At 50.8% G+C, this 16,888-nt stretch carries 15 protein-coding genes and 1 riboswitch; of the genes, 10 read left to right on the top strand and 5 right to left on the bottom strand.

The features are described from left to right. Positions 1-96: 96 nt before the first annotated feature. Positions 97-1,410 (top strand): ribosome biogenesis GTPase Der, encoded by a 1,314-nt coding sequence (gene der, locus HF324_RS07280; RefSeq protein WP_168862200.1) that lies wholly within the window; start codon positions 97-99, stop codon positions 1,408-1,410. Positions 1,411-1,437: 27 nt separating this feature from the next. Beyond that, complete coding sequence (locus tag HF324_RS07285; RefSeq protein WP_220100695.1) at positions 1,438-1,725, top strand: hypothetical protein; 288 nt, start codon at positions 1,438-1,440, stop codon at positions 1,723-1,725. 164 nt (positions 1,726-1,889) lie between these two features. Here HF324_RS07285 and HF324_RS07290 read toward each other — a convergent pair whose 3' ends face one another. Next, positions 1,890-2,762, bottom strand: a complete 873-nt coding sequence (locus HF324_RS07290; RefSeq protein ID WP_078671929.1) for a transglutaminase-like domain-containing protein — start codon at positions 2,760-2,762, stop codon at positions 1,890-1,892. Positions 2,763-2,768: 6 nt separating this feature from the next. After that, positions 2,769-5,123: a type I DNA topoisomerase gene (gene topA / locus HF324_RS07295; RefSeq protein WP_168810920.1), complete on the bottom strand. Its 2,355-nt coding sequence runs from the start codon at positions 5,121-5,123 to the stop codon at positions 2,769-2,771. 293 nt (positions 5,124-5,416) lie between these two features. Between topA and HF324_RS07300 the strand changes: the two genes are divergently transcribed. The 4 genes from HF324_RS07300 to HF324_RS07315 all read left to right on the top strand — a co-directional run bounded on the left by HF324_RS07300 (position 5,417) and on the right by HF324_RS07315 (position 8,379). After that, positions 5,417-6,181, top strand: a complete 765-nt coding sequence (locus HF324_RS07300) for a Rossmann-like and DUF2520 domain-containing protein (protein WP_168810922.1) — start codon at positions 5,417-5,419, stop codon at positions 6,179-6,181. Between the two features lie 127 nt (positions 6,182-6,308). After that, the gene (locus HF324_RS07305; RefSeq protein WP_168810924.1) at positions 6,309-6,830 is read left to right on the top strand and encodes a KdsC family phosphatase; all 522 of its coding nucleotides are present in this window, start codon (positions 6,309-6,311) and stop codon (positions 6,828-6,830) included. A gap of 13 nt (positions 6,831-6,843) precedes the next feature. Further along, complete coding sequence (locus HF324_RS07310; protein ID WP_168810926.1) at positions 6,844-7,785, top strand: geranylgeranylglycerol-phosphate geranylgeranyltransferase; 942 nt, start codon at positions 6,844-6,846, stop codon at positions 7,783-7,785. Positions 7,786-7,809: 24 nt separating this feature from the next. After that, positions 7,810-8,379 (top strand): Maf family protein, encoded by a 570-nt coding sequence (locus HF324_RS07315; RefSeq protein ID WP_168810928.1) that lies wholly within the window; start codon positions 7,810-7,812, stop codon positions 8,377-8,379. A 99-nt stretch (positions 8,380-8,478) separates the two neighbouring features. On the opposite strand, the gene HF324_RS07320 is transcribed toward HF324_RS07315, so the two are convergent. Next, positions 8,479-9,660: a homoserine dehydrogenase gene (locus tag HF324_RS07320; protein WP_168810930.1), complete on the bottom strand. Its 1,182-nt coding sequence runs from the start codon at positions 9,658-9,660 to the stop codon at positions 8,479-8,481. 63 nt (positions 9,661-9,723) lie between these two features. After that, a complete protein-coding gene (locus tag HF324_RS07325; protein WP_168862201.1) occupies positions 9,724-10,902 on the bottom strand; it encodes a trans-sulfuration enzyme family protein in 1,179 nt (392 codons plus the stop codon). A gap of 178 nt (positions 10,903-11,080) precedes the next feature. Continuing rightward, a riboswitch (SAM riboswitch) is annotated at positions 11,081-11,201 on the bottom strand. A gap of 129 nt (positions 11,202-11,330) precedes the next feature. Between HF324_RS07325 and HF324_RS07330 the strand changes: the two genes are divergently transcribed. Beyond that, the gene (locus tag HF324_RS07330; RefSeq protein ID WP_168862202.1) at positions 11,331-12,611 is read left to right on the top strand and encodes a DUF2851 family protein; all 1,281 of its coding nucleotides are present in this window, start codon (positions 11,331-11,333) and stop codon (positions 12,609-12,611) included. A 188-nt stretch (positions 12,612-12,799) separates the two neighbouring features. On the opposite strand, the gene HF324_RS07335 is transcribed toward HF324_RS07330, so the two are convergent. Continuing rightward, positions 12,800-13,207 carry an OsmC family protein gene (locus tag HF324_RS07335; protein ID WP_168862203.1) on the bottom strand — a complete coding sequence of 136 codons (408 nt, stop codon included), beginning with the start codon at positions 13,205-13,207 and terminating at the stop codon, positions 12,800-12,802. 185 nt (positions 13,208-13,392) lie between these two features. Between HF324_RS07335 and HF324_RS07340 the strand changes: the two genes are divergently transcribed. The 3 genes from HF324_RS07340 (at position 13,393) to HF324_RS07350 (ending at position 16,884) form a co-directional block, all read left to right on the top strand. Next, the gene (locus tag HF324_RS07340) at positions 13,393-14,229 is read left to right on the top strand and encodes a hypothetical protein (RefSeq protein ID WP_168810936.1); all 837 of its coding nucleotides are present in this window, start codon (positions 13,393-13,395) and stop codon (positions 14,227-14,229) included. 36 nt (positions 14,230-14,265) lie between these two features. Continuing rightward, the gene (gene lipA / locus HF324_RS07345; RefSeq protein WP_078671940.1) at positions 14,266-15,165 is read left to right on the top strand and encodes a lipoyl synthase; all 900 of its coding nucleotides are present in this window, start codon (positions 14,266-14,268) and stop codon (positions 15,163-15,165) included. 384 nt (positions 15,166-15,549) lie between these two features. Next, positions 15,550-16,884, top strand: coding sequence for a TolC family protein (locus HF324_RS07350; RefSeq protein WP_168862204.1), 1,335 nt, complete (start codon positions 15,550-15,552; stop codon positions 16,882-16,884). Positions 16,885-16,888 lie beyond the last annotated feature (4 nt).

The following is a 16,888-nucleotide window of genomic DNA, read 5'->3' on the forward strand; positions in this document are numbered from 1 at the left end:
TTACAAATGACGAATTACGAATGAAGAGGTAGTTCGTCATCTGTAATTCGCAATTAAACTCGTAATTCGTAATTCGTAATTCGTAATTAATTTAAAATGGCTGGATTTACAGTAGCTATAGTGGGCCGCCCGAACGTGGGCAAATCAACGTTGTTCAACCGTTTGCTGGAACAGCGCCGCGCTATCGTGGACGATCAGAGCGGTGTTACCCGCGATCGTCAGTACGGTATCGCCGACTGGAACGGCAAATCCTTCAACGTGATCGATACCGGCGGGTTTGTGACCAACAGTGATGATGTTTTTGAGCGGGAAATCCGCAAACAGGCGAAAGTGGCCATGGATGAGGCAAACGTACTCATTTTCATGGTAGATGTGTCTACCGGTATCACCGATCTCGATACAGAAGTGGCCAACCTGCTGCGCCGTACCTCCAAACCGGTGTACCTGGTTGTCAATAAAGTGGACAACGCCCAGCGTCAGCTGGAAGCCAATGAATTCTACAGCCTCGGCTTCGAAAATACGTTCTTCCTCTCCTCCATGAGCGGCAGCGGCACCGGAGAACTCCTGGACGCCGTGGTATCCCATATCACCGACGATATGGAAGACCCCAGCCTGGAGGCCGACGTACCGAAGATCGCCATCATCGGCCAGCCGAACGTAGGTAAATCCTCCCTGCTCAACGCCCTCGTAGGCACCGACCGTAACATCGTTTCCGATATCGCCGGCACTACCCGCGATACCATCCATACCCGGTACAATATGTACCAGAAAGACTTCATCCTGATCGATACGGCCGGTATCCGCCGTAAACAGAAGGTGAACGAGGACCTGGAGTTCTACTCCGTGATCCGCGCCATCAAAGCTGTCGATGAAGCCGATGTGGTCATGCTGCTGCTGGATGCCGAAAAAGGCATCACCGCTCAGGACCTCAGCATCTTCAGCCTCGCCGCCCGCAAAGGTAAAGGCGTAGTGGTGCTGGTCAACAAATGGGACCTGGTGGAAAAAAGCACCAACACCGCCCGCGACTACGAGAAAGAACTGAAAAGCCGCCTGGCGCCTTTCTCCGACGTGCCCATCATCTTCACTTCCGTGATCGAGAAGCAACGTATCTTCAAAGCGATCGAAGCCGCGCTCGACGTGTACGAAAACCGCCTGCGCAGGGTGCAGACAGCCCGCCTCAACGAGGTGATGCTGAAAGCCATCGAAGCTTATCACCCGCCGGTAGTAAGAGGTGTGCCCATCCGTATCAAATACGTAACACAGCTGCCTACCCACACGCCGGCATTCGCGTTCTTCTGTAACCTGCCCGACGATGTGAAGGCGCCCTACCGGAACTACCTGGAAAACCAGCTCCGTAGCAACTTCAACTTCAGCGGCGTCCCCGTGAAGATCTTTTTCCGGAAAAAATAAGCCGTAAAAAAAGGGAATGAATAGATTTTGTATTCTGAAATTATTCTATACCTTTGCCGCGGTTTTAAAAAAATAAAACAAACTAAAATGAAAAAAGTATTTGTATTTGCAATCGCAGCTGGTATGTTCTTCGTAGCTTGTAACGGTGGTAGCACTCCTGCTACTGATTCTACTGCTACTACTGTAGACACAATGAACGCTGCTCCTGTTGCTCCAGTTACTGATTCTGCTGCTGTTGTAGCTCCGGTTACTGATTCTGCTGCTCAGCAAGCTCCTGCTGCTGACACTGCTGCTGCTGCAACTCCTGCTAAGTAAGCGAATATTATTTCTGAATAATATCAATTCTTGCAAGAATAAAAAAGCCGATCGCTTAGCGATCGGCTTTTTTATTTAGGAATTTATTGATTTACGGATTTATTGATTTCGCCTCAATGATCACGAAATCAATAAATCCGTAAATCAATAAATTCCTAAATGATTTAGTCTTCGAGCAGGGAAGCGAGGTTGCTGAGCTCATCCTGGCGGTAAGCGTCTTTGTCGTCCCGGAAACATTTGGCCAGCTCCTCCAGCAGGAACTGGATGATGCGTTTGTTGGACTGTGGTTTGAAGTAAGACGGCACGGAAGGAACGGAAACCCTTTTCAGGTAAGTGTCCACATCCTGCTGGGTATAGATCTGTCCCTGAATGGGATCGATGAAAAACAGGATGCGCTGGTCGTCCGGATCTATCGGTTCATCAAAATCGATGAAGGTATCAAAATAAGCGAGGATAAACTGCCGGGGGATATTCACCGCGTATACCGGCAGGTCAAGCATGGCGCACAGGCTCTGATAGATGATGCCGTTGGTAACGGGATTGCCTTTTTTGGATTCTATCACCTGGTTGATGAAGAACTGGTTTTTCCGCTGGTAGGACACTTCTTCCCCTTTGAGGCCGAAGTAGTTGTAGATCATGCTGTTGAGTACATTGATCTTTTCCAGCGGCGTCAGGTAGTTATTCAGCTCCAGCCAGATATTACGTTTAATGCGTTCTATTTCGTTCAGTATCTGGGAAGGCGCCAGGTCGGGGAATTGGTAGCGGGCCACCAGGATAGCGCCCTGCATGAGGTCCTGTAGCTCCGACTGGCTCCATGCACGCAAGGCCGCCTGCAGGTCCTGGTAATGGACCCGGTGGATCAGCAGTTCTATCCTCTCCTGTATGGATTCGTCCACGGTATTCTCCCACAAATTCTCCAGGTTGGGAATGATTTCTTTGCCGTACAGCAGTATTTTGCTGGCGACAGTGTCGAATACTTCCTGGTCCGGATCATCCAACAGGTGGAACAATGCATTTATTTCCTTGTTTTCGTGCATGTTGGGTTATTCAGCTTTCTTCTTCCGCGGCGGCGCTTTTTTCTTGGGCGGATTGGCTTTGGCTTCTTCGATGATAGCTTTGGCTTCTTCCACGGTCAGGTCCGCAGCGGTGTCAATTTTCTCTTTCGGTATCTTGAAGTTCTTCAGGCCCTGTTTGATGTACGGACCATAAGGCCCTTTCAGGATCTGTATCTTTTCCTTTTCAAATACTTTGATGGTCCGCTCGTCTTTGGCTGCTCTCTTTTCCACGATGAGCGGCGCTACTTCGTCCAGTTCCACGGTGTATGGGTCCATTTCCTTTTTCAGGGAATAGAATTTTTTGTCGTGCTGTGCGTACGGGCCAAAGCGGCCGATGTTGACGATCACCTCTGAATCTTCGAACTGGCCGAGATTGCGGGGCAGGCGGAACAGCTCCATCGCTTCTTCCAGGGAGATGGTTTCGATGCTCTGGGTCGTCTTCAGTTTGGCGAAGCGGGGTTTCTCCTCGTCTTCCACTTTACCGATCTGGATCATGGGGCCGTAGCGTCCCATGCGGGCCACGATCGGTTTGCCGGTGGATTCTTCCACGCCCAGCTGGCGTTCGCCTTTCACGCGTTCTGCGTTTTCCAGCGTGTTTTCCACATCTTTATGGAAAGGGCTGTAAAACTCTTTCAGCATTTTGTTCCACACTTTCTTGCCGTTGGCGATTTCATCGAACTCTTCTTCAATTTTGGCGGTGAAACCGTAGTCCATCACGGAATTGAAGTATTGGTTGAGGAAATCGGTCACGATCATGCCGAGATCGGTGGGGAACAGCTTGGATTTTTCGGCGCCGGTATTTTCGCTGTCTGTCTGCTGGCTGATTTTATCAGCTTTCAGTATCAGGATGCGGAATTCCCTTTTTATGCCTTCTTTGTCCCTTTTTTCCACATATCCTCTTTTCTGGATGGTGGTGATGGTAGGGGCGTAGGTAGACGGGCGGCCGATGCCCAGTTCTTCCAGTTTTTTAACGAGGCTGGCCTCTGTATAGCGGGGCGCAGGGCGGGAGAACCTTTCGGTGGCCTTCATTTCTCTGAGGTCCAGCGTTTGTTTCACGGCCAGTGGCGGCAGTGACCCTTCCTGTGCTTCGTCTTCGTTAATGTCTTCATCGTCATGGCTTTCCATGTATACTTTCAGGAAGCCGTCGAATTTCAGTACTTCACCGCTGGCGGTCAGCTCTTCGTTGTTGGTGGAGATACTGATTTTGGCGATGGTTTTTTCCAGTTCTGCGTCCGCCATCTGGCTGGCGATGGTACGTTTCCAGATCAGTTCGTACAGTTTGCGGGTGTCGCTGTCATCTACCGTGGAGTTTTCCATGTAGGTGGGGCGGATCGCTTCGTGCGCTTCCTGGGCGGATTCGTTTTTGTTTTTGAATTTGCGGAACTGGTGGTAGCGATCGCCGAAGCTGGTCTTGATCGCTTTTTCGATTTCCGCCACCGCTGTATCGGAGAGGTTGACGGAGTCGGTACGCATATAGGTGATAAAACCGCTTTCATACAGCTTCTGGGCCAGCAACATGGTTTTGGACACGCTATATCCCAGTTTGCGGCTGGCTTCCTGTTGCAGGGTAGAAGTGGTGAAAGGGGCGGCAGGTGACTTCTTGCCGGGTTTTACCTGTATATCTTTTACGGAATAGACCGCGCTGACGCAGTCTTTGAGGAATTTCTCCGCATCTTCCGCTGTTTTGAACTTGTTGGGGCCTTCGGCTTTAAAGGAGATGTTTTTACCGTTGATGTCTTTACCGGTAAACCATGCTTCTACTTTAAAGGTGCTCACGGCGGTGAAACCGTTGATCTCCCGTTCCCTTTCCACGATCAGGCGTACCGCCACCGACTGCACACGGCCGGCAGAAAGGGAGTTACGCATACTCATTTTTCTCCATAATACGGGGGAGAGCTCAAAGCCCACGATCCTGTCGAGGATACGGCGGGCCTGCTGGGCGTTTACCCGGTCCATATCGAGCTTGCGGGGGTGCTGTACCGCATTTTCGATGGCCGGTTTGGTGATCTCGTGGAATACAATGCGTTTGGTTTCTTTCGGATCGAGGCCCAATACCTCGCACAAATGCCATGAAATGGCTTCCCCTTCACGGTCCTCATCCGTTGCGAGCCAAACCTCATCGGTTTCCTTTGCCAGCTTCTTCAGGTCTTTTACCACCTTTTCTTTATCTTCCGGTATTACATATTTAGGCTTGAAGTTATTTTCGATGTCTATCCCCATGTCGTCCTTCTCCAGGTCACGGATGTGCCCGAAGCAGGATTTGACTTCAAAGTCCTTGCCCAGAATTTTTTCAATGGTCTTGGCCTTTGCCGGGGACTCCACTATAACTAAATTTTTTGCCATGTATGCTTCTTTAATGTGCTGCTAAATACGTAAAAAATCGTAAAATAAATACTAATAGGATTTTGCAATGATATAAAAGTACCTTCAAAATAAAAAATAAGGCGTCTTTTTGTAAAATTACGAATTACGGATTACGAATTACGAATTGACAGGTTTCTCTCTCCCCATTGCTTTAATATCTACCTTTCATAATTTATTATATATTAAATAATATTAAATCGAATATAATGTTAATCAATAATTATTCGATCTATAATTCGTAAATCGTAATTCGTAATCCGTAATTTTAATTCATGGATATTGTAATCATTGGCACCGGAAATGTGGCCCATTGTTTCGGACAGTTGTTAAAACTGCACGGCCACCAGATCAAACAGGTGGTAGGCCGTAACGCCGAACATACCAGGGAGCTGGCAGAGATGCTCAACGCCTCCTTCACCATTGACCTGATGGATATTAATATGGAGGCAGACGTATACCTGCTGGCCGTCAGCGATGCTGCCATCCCGGAAATGAATGACCAGCTCCGCCTCGGCAAACGGATCGTGGCCCATACGGCCGGAGCAGTACCGCTGAGCGCTATCTCCCGGATCTCGGTCAACACCGGGGTGCTGTACCCGCTGCAGTCCATCCGCAAAGAACTTAAAAACTACCCGCCCATCCCCATCATGCTGGAAGCCGGTAATGACGACGTGCTGAAACGCCTGCAGGCGGTGGCCGGCAGCCTGGCCTCCCGCATCACCATCGCCGATTCGGACCAGCGCCTGAAATATCACCTCACCGCAGTGCTGTGCAATAACTTCACCAACCATCTCTTCGCGGAAGCGAAAGCTTATTGTGATCGGGAACAGCTGGACTTCTCCCTGCTGCAGCCTATTATTAAGGAGACGTTCGACCGGCTGGAGCGTTACGCCCCCGAAACCGTGCAGACAGGCCCGGCCCTCCGTAACGATGAAACGACCATGGCCCTGCACCGTACCCTGCTGGCCGGCAACGAACAGCTGAAACGGGTGTACGAAGTGATGAGCGAAGCTATTTACCGGTTTCACAAGAAATAATTACGAATTACGAATTACGAATTAGGGCTGCAATATGGCCCTGTTTTATAGTGAAATAATGGAATGTATTTATGCCGCCTCCCAAATTCGTAATTCGTAATTCGTAATTCGTAATTACATTTGCCGGATGAACGTACTAGCTTTATTCAAGCCTATTACCACTTTCGTACTGGACGTGGACGGGGTGCTGACGGATGGAACGCTGCAGTTATTGCCCGGCGGGGAAATGTCACGCAAAATGAATATCAAGGACGGTTACGCTTTACAGCTGGCCGTTAAAAAAGGATACCGGGTGGTCATTATCTCCGGCGGAAAATCGGAGAGCGTGGTGAGCAGGCTGCAGGGCCTGGGTATCACCGATATCTATACCGGTATCCATGATAAAAAAGAAAAGCTCCAGGATTATGTGTTTGAGCATGATCTCACCTGGGACGAAATCCTGTACATGGGCGACGATATCCCTGACTACCAGGTGATGCAGCTCGTAGCGCTGCCTGCCTGCCCGGCAGATGCGGTCAGCGAGATCAAAAGCATCTCCCGGTATATATCCCCGGTAGCAGGCGGACAAGGTTGCGTGCGGGAGGTAATAGAAAAAGTTCTGAAGCTCAATAATCACTGGCTGATGGACGAAGGCATTGCATCGAAATAATAAACAGAACACTATGAAGCTCTGGGCTGCGTTTTTTAAGCTGGTGAGATATCCCAACCTCATTTATATTGCCCTTACCCAGTTCTTATTGCAGTATTGCGTGGTGGAGCCGGTGTTGCACAGCAGTGGCGAAGAACCCTCCCTCTCGGTAGTCCAGTTTGTACTGCTGAGCCTTTCCACCATACTCATTGCGGCCGCGGGTTATATTATCAACGATTATTTTGATATCAACATCGATATTGTCAATAAACCGGACAAGATGGTGCTGGATAAAATTATCAGCCGCCGCTGGGCCATGGCCTGGCATACCATATTTAATATGGCAGGCGTGTCGCTGGGTTTTATCGTGGCATGGAAAACCGGCCAGATTTACCTGGGCTTTACCCAGGTGATCTGCTCCCTGCTGCTCTGGTTTTATTCTACCTCCTTCAAACGGCAGGTGCTGATCGGTAATGTGGTCATCTCCCTGCTGACCGCTCTGTCGGTATCCGTGGTGGGCTTTTACGAGAAACAGATCTACGAGAGCTTCGAGGCCATCATGTCGCCCTCCGGCCGTAAACTGATCCAGATCATCGGCGTATATGCCTTGTTTGCCTTTATTATTTCCATGGTACGCGAAGTGGTGAAAGACCTGGAAGACATGATCGGCGACAGCAAAGACGGTTGCCGTACCATCCCCATCATCTGGGGCGTGCTGCCGGCCAAAAGGCTGTGCAATATGCTGTTGCTGGCGCTGCAGGTGACCATCATCGCCGTGGAAGTAAGGGTATGGCTGCTGGGCTGGTATATCGCTATCGCCTACCTGGTACTGCTGGTACAGGCCCCCTGCGTATATGCTTATGTGTTACTCAGGAAAGCCCATCTGCCGGAACACTATCACCGCGTCAGCTCCATCGTAAAATGGATTATGCTGACCGGGATTTTATCCATGATCTTTTTTAAATGCTATCTGTAGCACCATAAATATCAAAATATCAAAATGTATCAAGGCGCTCCCGTAGTACTGGCTTCCCAGTCGCCCCGCAGAAAACAGTTGCTGGAACAGGCAGGCATTCCTTTCGAGGTAAGAGTGGTGGAAACCGCAGAGACATATCCTCCCGGACTGGCCACCGAACAGATCCCTGTTCATATCGCGCAACAGAAAGCGGAGGCTGTGGCGTCGCTTTGTCAGCCTGAAGAGATCGTCATTGCTGCGGATACCGTAGTGGTGCTCGATGAAACCATCATCGGCAAGCCGAAAGACCGCGACGATGCCGTGCGTATCCTTACCGCGCTCAGCGGCCGGGAACACCGTGTGATCACAGGGGTCGTGATCCGTTGCAACGGTAAGGAGAAAGCGTTCTCACAGACTACCACCGTACATTTTAAGCCGCTTTCCCACGAGCAGGTAACGTATTATGTGGATAACTTCAAACCCTATGACAAAGCCGGCGCTTATGCGATCCAGGAATGGATCGGCGCAGTAGGCATTGACAGTATCCATGGCTGTTTTTACAATGTGATGGGACTGCCCATCAGCAAAGTGGCGGAAGAACTCCATCGAATTTGATCATCATCCGGCCCGGGATTCCGGGATTCTAAAAAAAATGGGCCAATCCGAAGGGATTGGCCCGTATATGTGGTTGGTTGTGCCTATGGCACCAATGTTTTATTCGAGGACCAACAGGTTAACGTCTTTCTTTTTCAGCCAGCCTGCATCTTTCAGTTTTTGCAGGTTGATGGTGCCCACTACATATCTCCACTCCGGTGATTCATATTTTTCAGAGATGTTGAAGAACTCGGCCAGGTCTACCTGGTCGGGCGTTTTATAGCGCAGGTACACTTTCAGTTTCACGTCGTTGGTGAAATTGGGCTGGTTGTTCTGTTTGATTTTCTTGTATTCATAACGGTAATTGTAAAGCAGCGCGGAGATGTCTGACAGTACGGCGCTGCCGGTAGCGGTACCGCCGGCGCCTTTGCCCACGAAGAACTGTTTGTCGGTGAATGCGCTCTCGAGGAGGATACCATTGTATTCGTTGTACACATCGTACAGCAGGTTATGCTCTTTTACGAGGTGCGGCAGCACATAGGCGAATACGCTTCCGTTCTGGCGGCGGCATTGCGCGATCAGTTTAACGGTACAGTTGCGTTGTTTGGCAAACTGGATATCGAAGTCGTTGAGGTGGTGAATACCGAAGTTGTACACTTCTTCCGGTTTCACGAAGGTGCCGAAAGCGTGGAGCAGCAGGATCACGAGTTTGAATTTCGGATCGTAGCCTTCGATGTCGAGGGTGGGGTCTGTTTCGGCGAAACCCAGTTCCTGTGCCTGTTGCAGGGCAGTTTCGAAGCTGAGGTTTTCTTCGAATATTTTGGTCAGGATATAATTCGTAGAGCCGTTACAGATACCTTCCACTGCATTGAGCAGGTCGTTATCGTAATATTCTTCGAGGTTGCGGATGATGGGAATAGAAGCGCAGCTGGAGGCTTCGTACAGGAAAGGCACTTTGTTGGCCGACTGCAGTTCGTACAGGGCCGGCAGGTTTTCCGCGATCATGCGTTTGCTGGCGCTGACAACGGCTTTACCGTTGCGAAGGGCAGTGCTGACAATGTCGAAAGCGGCTTCTGTATCGTTGATTAGCTCCACCACTACATCGATAGTAGGATCTTCAAGGATTTCATTTTTATCCGTTGTAAAATAGCTACTGTCGATAGGTCTTGATTTGTTGGGGTCTTTAATACAGATTTTTTTGATGCGTGCATTAATCCCTTTGGTTCTGTTCAATACCTCGTAGAGGCCCTGGCCTACGACGCCGAAACCGAAAATACCCAGATTGATGATCTTGTTTTCCATACTTTAGTTCATAATTGGTTGGTGCTGTCAGTGTTCCGGCGGGCGGCCGTTGGTGGCTGACAGCTATTGTAAAACAGTAATTTGTTTGCCTGCCGGATGGTTTAGTTTATCCAGCGCCTGTTTCAGATCGTTGATGAGGTCTTCTGCATCTTCGATCCCTACAGAGAGGCGGATGCAGGAGTCCTGCAGTCCGGTTTTTTTCCGGAATTCTTCCGGTATGGTGCGGTGTGTCATGGTGGCCGGGTGGGCCAGCATGCTTTTCACGCCGCCGAAGCTTTCCGCGAGTTTAAACAGCTTGGTAGCGTTGACGATGCGGATCGCGTTTTTGATATTGTCTGCTTTGAGCGAGAAGCTGACGAGCGCGCCGTAGTTCTTCTGCTGTTTGCGGGCAATGTGATGATTTTTATGCGTGGCCAGCCCGGGATAGAACACTTTGTCAACGGCCGGATGGGCGGCGAGCCAGTTGGCGATGGCGCTGGCGTTGCTGCATTGTTTCTCGAACCGGAGGTAGAGCGTTTCAATGCCGCGGATGGTGAGCCAGGCTTCGAACGGGCTCAGGATGCTGCCGGAGATGTTCTGGTTGTACCGTATCTGGTCGGCCAGCGCTTTTGAATTCACCACTACCAGTCCGGCGATCACGTCGCAGTGGCCTGCCAGGTATTTGGACGCGCTGTGGATCACGATATCGGCGCCGAGCGTCAGTGGCTGCTGCAGCAGCGGAGTACTGAAGGTGTTGTCTACCGCCAGCAGGATGTTGTGTTGTTTGGCGATCTTGCTGACAGACTTGATGTCAGAGACGCGCAAAGTCGGATTGGTAGGAGATTCCAGCCAGATGATACGGGTTTTGGGCGTGATGGCGGCCAAAACCTTGTCCAGGTTGCTGGTGTCCACGAAATTTACTTTGATGCCGAAGCGTTCGAACATGTGGTTGAAGATCTGGAAGATGCCGCCGTAGGTATCTTCCACTGCCATGATTTCATCGCCGGACTTCAGCAGTTTGAGTACAGCGTCGATGGCAGACATGCCGCTGGCGAAAGCGAAGCCGGCATGTCCTTCTTCCAGGCTACAGATGAGCTCTTCCAGCACTTTACGCGTGGGATTGTTGGCCCGCGAAAATTCAAAACCTTTATTGATGCCCGGTGATTCCTGCACAAAGGTGGACGTCTGATAGATAGGCACTGAAATGGCGCCTGTCAGTTCGTCTACCGGAATGCTGTGAATCAGTTGTGTAGCTGTTTTCATGTTAATAAAATTTTAATGATGTCACGAAGGTCACGCAGTTTCGTGCAACTTTATCATTAAAAATCTATTTTAACAACCTTTTTCCAGGAAGTGGGCGGGAGAGGGCATAAAAAAAGCTCCTCCGGGAGTTGGAAGAGCTTTGAATCAATTATATATCTGGTGAAGATTAATCTCTGCCAACTTATCTTTCCCCGGTAACACCGGGGCAGGAATTAGCACCTTTTTCCCGACCAAATGCTGGTCCGGAAAGGTTGCTAAGGCATCGCAGGGCCAAGTCCCTCCGCCTTTCTGGATAAGTGATGTTAAGAACTGGGTGCAAAGGTAACAGCAGTTTTATCAATTTTCCAAATTTGGGCGGCAAATTTATTTTCCGGCCGCCCGCGTTTTGTTATCTTTAATAGTATTGTTTGACTGACCAACCATATCTTATGTACGTTAACCCCCCGCTCTCTGAAGCGCTTTTCCAGCATATCTGGAAGTGCCGGCTGTACCGGCATGAAGGCCTGGTGACCACCACCGGTGAAACGGTGCAGGTGATCAGCCCCGGTACCCACAATCATCATAGCGGCCCGGATTTTACGGGCGCCCGGATAAAAATTGGCGCTGTTCTATGGGCAGGCCCGGTGGAGCTGCATCTGCGCTCGTCCGACTGGCACCGGCATGGCCATGCCGGCAATGCGCAGTACGGGCATATCATTTTACACATCGTGTATGTGCACGACCTGCCTGCCGGTATCGGCGGGCATATACGCTGCCTGGAGCTGCAGCCGTATATCTCCAACCTGTTGCTGCAACGGTATGAAGAGCTGCGGCAGTCGGCCGCATTTGTGCCCTGCAGCACCCATGCCGGCCGTGTGCCGCCGCTGGTATGGACTTCCTGGCAGGACCGCCTGCTGGCGCAGCGCTGGGAGCGGCGGCAGCAGGAGCTGCAGCACTGGCTGTCGGTCAACCGCCACGACTGGGAGGAGACCTGCTACTGGGCGGTGGCCCGCAGTTATGGCGCGCCGGTCAATGCCCCGGCATTCCTGGCCCTGGCACAATCGCTGCCCTACCGGCTGCTGCAGCAGTACCACGACCAGCCGCTGGCTACGGAAGCGCTGCTGTTTGGACAGGCAGGCATGCTGGAAACGGCCTTTTCCGACGTATATCCCTTGCAGTTACAACAGGTATACCGCCGGCTGCGGGAGGAGCACCGGCTGGAGCCGTTGCCCGCCCATGGCTGGCGCTGGCTGCGGATGCGCCCGTCTTCCTTTCCCACCATGCGCATAGCCGCTTTGGCGGCATTGCTGCAACGCAGCCGCCGGCTGTTTACCGCCCTGCTGGACGTGGCGGCCCGCCGGCAGCTGGAACAGCTGTTCTCCGCGCCCCCTTCTCCGTACTGGCATACCCACTACCGGTTTGATCACCCCGTCGGGAAAGCGCGCCAGCCGGGACGACAGGCGCTGCACGCCGTGCTGATCAACAGCGTACTGCCGCTGATGCACCTGTATGGCCGCCAGGTACAACGGCCCGATTACCAGGAGCTGGCGCTTGCCCTGTTGCACGAACTGCCGCCGGAAGACAACCATATCATCCGGGAATGGGAACAGCTGGGCGTGGCGCCGGGGCAGGCATTGGGCTCACAGGCCATGCTGGAACTGAAACAATATTACTGTGAACAGAAAAGATGCCTTGAATGTGCCGTAGGAACGCGGATACTCTCGCAATAGAAGTTCCCGCCAAGCCGTCACGCAAAGGCGCAAAGCAGCAAAGACGCAAAGGATTGATAAGAATTATAAGAAAGCAAAGGAGCGAAGATCAGATTTTGATCTTCGCTCCTTTGCTTTCTCTGCTCGCTTATATTTTATTCTTTGCGTCTTTGCTGCTTTGCGCCTTTGCGTGACGGCTTGGCGGGAAACTACCAGTTGAACGTAATCTCCTGTTTGATATCCGGGTGGATGCTGTAGGCTACCGGGCAGGTATGGGCGGTTCTTTCGAGGATCGTCCTTTCCTTTTCGCCGAGGTTGTGGCCGGCCGGCATGTCAAAAACCACGGTGATGCCGGTGATGCGGCGGGGGTCGGTGCCCATGATCTTGGTGATGCTCACTTTGGTGCCTTCGATGTTCCAGTTGTTATCTCTGGCTTTGATGCCCATGATGGTGAGCATACAGTTGCCCAGTGCGGTGGCTACCAGGTCGGTGGGGGAAAAGCGTTCGCCTTTGCCCTGGTTGTCGGTCGGGGCGTCGGTTTCAATCACAGTGCCGGACTTCAGGTGCGTAGCGGTGGTTCTCAGATCGCCGTTGTAAATTATTTCAGCTGTTGCCATAATTTTATTTTTAGGAGATGTTTTAGCGGTTTGATTTCAACCGTAAAATAAATGTATTTTTAGTAGATCAGGAAGACCGGAGAAGATGGCCTGGCAAACTCAAAAAAAATTAGGTACGTTTGTAATATTAATATAACAATACCTTTGTTCAAGCGTTTATTTATTACAATAATAGCCCATTCACTGTGAAGAAATTATACATCATCCTATTTTTAGCAACCATCAGCGGCGGGTTGTACGCACAGACAACAGGCCGGGAATCTGCACCCTCCTCGAAAAAAAGCGAAAAAGAACAGCGTAAACTGAAGCGGATCTCCGTTTTCCGTGAGCAGGAAGAGGGGGAGAACCTGTTCCAGCGCGACTTTTCCGTGGGCGCCCGTCTGAATACCGATGGCTGGTCCGGTTTTGTGGAAATGGGCTACCGCAAGAGCCGGAAGGTGGTGAATTATTTCCAGTTTGAATTCGCGGAGAAAAAGGACCCCAAGGAAACCAAGCGCCAGGGTACCGGCGGCAGCGGCTTTTCCTTTACGGAGAGGCCTTTTATATATGGTAAGGTGAATAATTTCTACCAGGCCAAGCTGGGCATCGGCCAGCGTTACCTGATCGGGGGCAAAGCCAATAAAAACGGGGTAGAGGTAGACGCTATCTATTATGGCGGTATCACGCTGGGGCTGCTCAAACCCTATTATGTCAACGTAAAAAGCCAGGACGGTCCTGAAAGGGAAGTGAAATATGACCCCAACAACCCGGACAATAACTTCCTCAAGGAAGATAAGATCATCGGCGCCGCCGGTTTCGGCAAAGGATGGAGCGATCTGAACTTTGTACCGGGGCTGCACGCACGGGCCGGTCTCCGTTTCGACTGGGCCCATTTCAATGAAATTGTCAGCGCCCTCGAGGTGGGGGTGAACGCCGAAATGTATTCAAAAAAGATACAGATTATGGCAGAACAGAAAGATAAACAGTTCTTTTTTAATGCATATGTTAGCTTGCAATTTGGTAAGCGCTGGAATAGGAGATAAGTGTTAACTTTGTTTTTTTAAAGAAAGGAGTTAACGATGCAAGAACTACCCGTTATAGCAGCAGAACCAGCCACCACCAGAGTGAAGAAGCCAGACTGGCTGCGCGTTAAGTTACCGATAGGCGAAAACTACAAACAGGTAAGAAACCTGGTAGATACCCATAAATTACATACCATCTGTGAAAGCGGCAACTGTCCCAATATGGGCGAGTGCTGGGGCGCCGGTACAGCCACTTTCATGATCCTGGGCAATATCTGTACCCGCAGCTGCGGCTTCTGTGCCGTGGCCACCGGCCGTCCGGAAGCCGTGGACTTCGATGAGCCGCAGCGTGTAGCCGAGGCCATCTACCTCATGAAGGTAAAACATGCGGTGATCACCTCCGTAGACAGGGACGAGCTGAAAGACGGCGGTTCCATTATCTGGGCCAATACCATCAATGCCGTAAGAGCGCTGAACCCGCAGACCACCATGGAAACCCTCATCCCTGACTTCCGCGGCCAGTGGGAAAACCTCCAGCGTATCATCGACGTAGCGCCCGAAATCGTTTCCCATAACCTGGAAACAGTGGAACGCCTCACCAAACAGGTAAGAATACAAGCCAAATACCACCGCAGCCTCGAAGTGATCCGCCGCCTGAAAGAAGGAGGCATGCGCACCAAGAGCGGTATCATGCTCGGACTGGGAGAAACCAAGGAAGAAGTGGTACAGGCCATGCAGGACCTCTACGACAACGGTTGTGACGTAGTAACACTGGGCCAGTACCTGCAGCCTACGCCCAAACATCTGCCGGTAGTCCGCTTCGTTCACCCGGATGAATTTGCCGAGTTACGCGAGATCGGTTACAACATGGGACTCGACTACGTAGAAGCCGGACCGTTAGTAAGATCTTCCTATCATGCAGAGAAACATATTTTCAGCGGTCGTAATAAAGGATGACCGGGAAAGAATTTCAGGTAATTGTTAAAATCCACCCAATGGGTGGATTTTTGTTTAGAGAAAGTTATCTTAGCGCCTCAATTTTAATTTTACCTAAGTAACAGATCTGCTGTTACCCTACCTACTTCGCTGTTATTGGATGTTGTTCAGAAGGTCAAACCCGCCTGTGGACTATGCCACGGTGTTACCTGAATAAGCGGCAATTTATCTAACCTGCCTGTTTTCCTGCGATTGCAACATGTCGTGGTCATTACTGAATACGGTTGACTATGTGCAGAGGAAAATCTTTAGCATTAATGAGCATGAACGCCTCTAACAGGTGCGCCTGCGGATGCTTCGTGTTCACGATTGGTACAATGAAGAACTGAATGACAAAAGCCTTTTATGAAAAGAGCATTTTATTTTTTGGCAGCTGCCTGTGGGATCATGTTATCGCCACCGCTGGATGCGCAGCAACCGGCAGATTCCGTTTTAACCAGCGCCACGCTGCAGGATTGTATCCGGTATGCCCTGGCCCATCAACCTGTGCTGAAACAATCACAACTGGATGAAGCTATCACCGACCGGACCGTCAAAAGCAAGCTGGCCGACTGGTACCCTCAGATCAACCTGGACTACAACATCCAGCACTACCTGGAGCTGCCCACCTCTATTTTTGGTGGTAACCCTACCAAGGTAGGCGTGGCCAACACTTCCAACGCCGCCTTTGGGCTTAACCAGAACATCTTCACCCGTGACCTGTTACTGGCCTCCAACACGGCCAAGGCTGTACGAAAACAAAGTAAGCAGAACACCGTCCGCAACCAGATTGATGTGGTGGCCGATGTCAGCAAGGCTTATTATGACATTCTGCTGACCAACCAGCAGATACAGGTATTGGATGAAGACATCATAAGGCTGGAACGCAGCCTCAAAGATGCCCGTAACCAGTATGAAAGCGGTACTGTGGACAAGATCGACTACAAGCGCGCCAGCATCTCGCTGAACAATGCACGCGCCCAGCAGAAGTCGGCCCGTGAACTGCTCACCGCCAAACAGGTGTACCTGAAACAGCTGATGGGGTATCCGGAAAGCGCCGGTAATGTACCGCTGGCCTACGATACCACACAGATGCTGCAACTGGTGACGGGAGAAGACACCACGCTTACTTCCGATTACCAGAACAGGATCGAGTATCAACAGCTGCAAACACAACAAAGCCTGCAGAAAGCCAACCTGCAATACAATAAATGGAGCTTCCTGCCTTCCGTGTCGGCTTTTGTGAATTACAACTTCGCCTGGCAGAACCAGACCTTCAGCAAATTGTACAGCACCGACTATCCTAACTCGCTGCTGGGGCTGAAACTGTCGCTCCCCATTTTCCAGGGCGGTAAGCGGATACATAATATCAAAATGGCTGAGCTGCAGCTGCAGCGCATCGACTGGGATTTCGCTACGCTGAAGAACCAGATCAATACACAGTATGCGCAGGCGATGGCCACCTATAAAAGTAACCTGAACGATTTCAATACGCTGAAAGAAAACGTGGCGATGGCGCAGGACGTCTATAACATGCTGCAACTGCAATACAAGGAAGGCATCAAGACTTACCTCGATGTGTTGATTTCAGAAACAGACCTGCGCACGGCGCAACTGAGTTATTACAACGCTATGTACCAGGTGCTGTCCAGCAAGATAGACCTGCAAAAAGCATTAGGAACCTTAACTGCTAATTATTAAATGG

It is taken from the genome of Chitinophaga oryzae, assembly GCF_012516375.2.
GTDB lineage: Bacteria > Bacteroidota > Bacteroidia > Chitinophagales > Chitinophagaceae > Chitinophaga > Chitinophaga oryzae.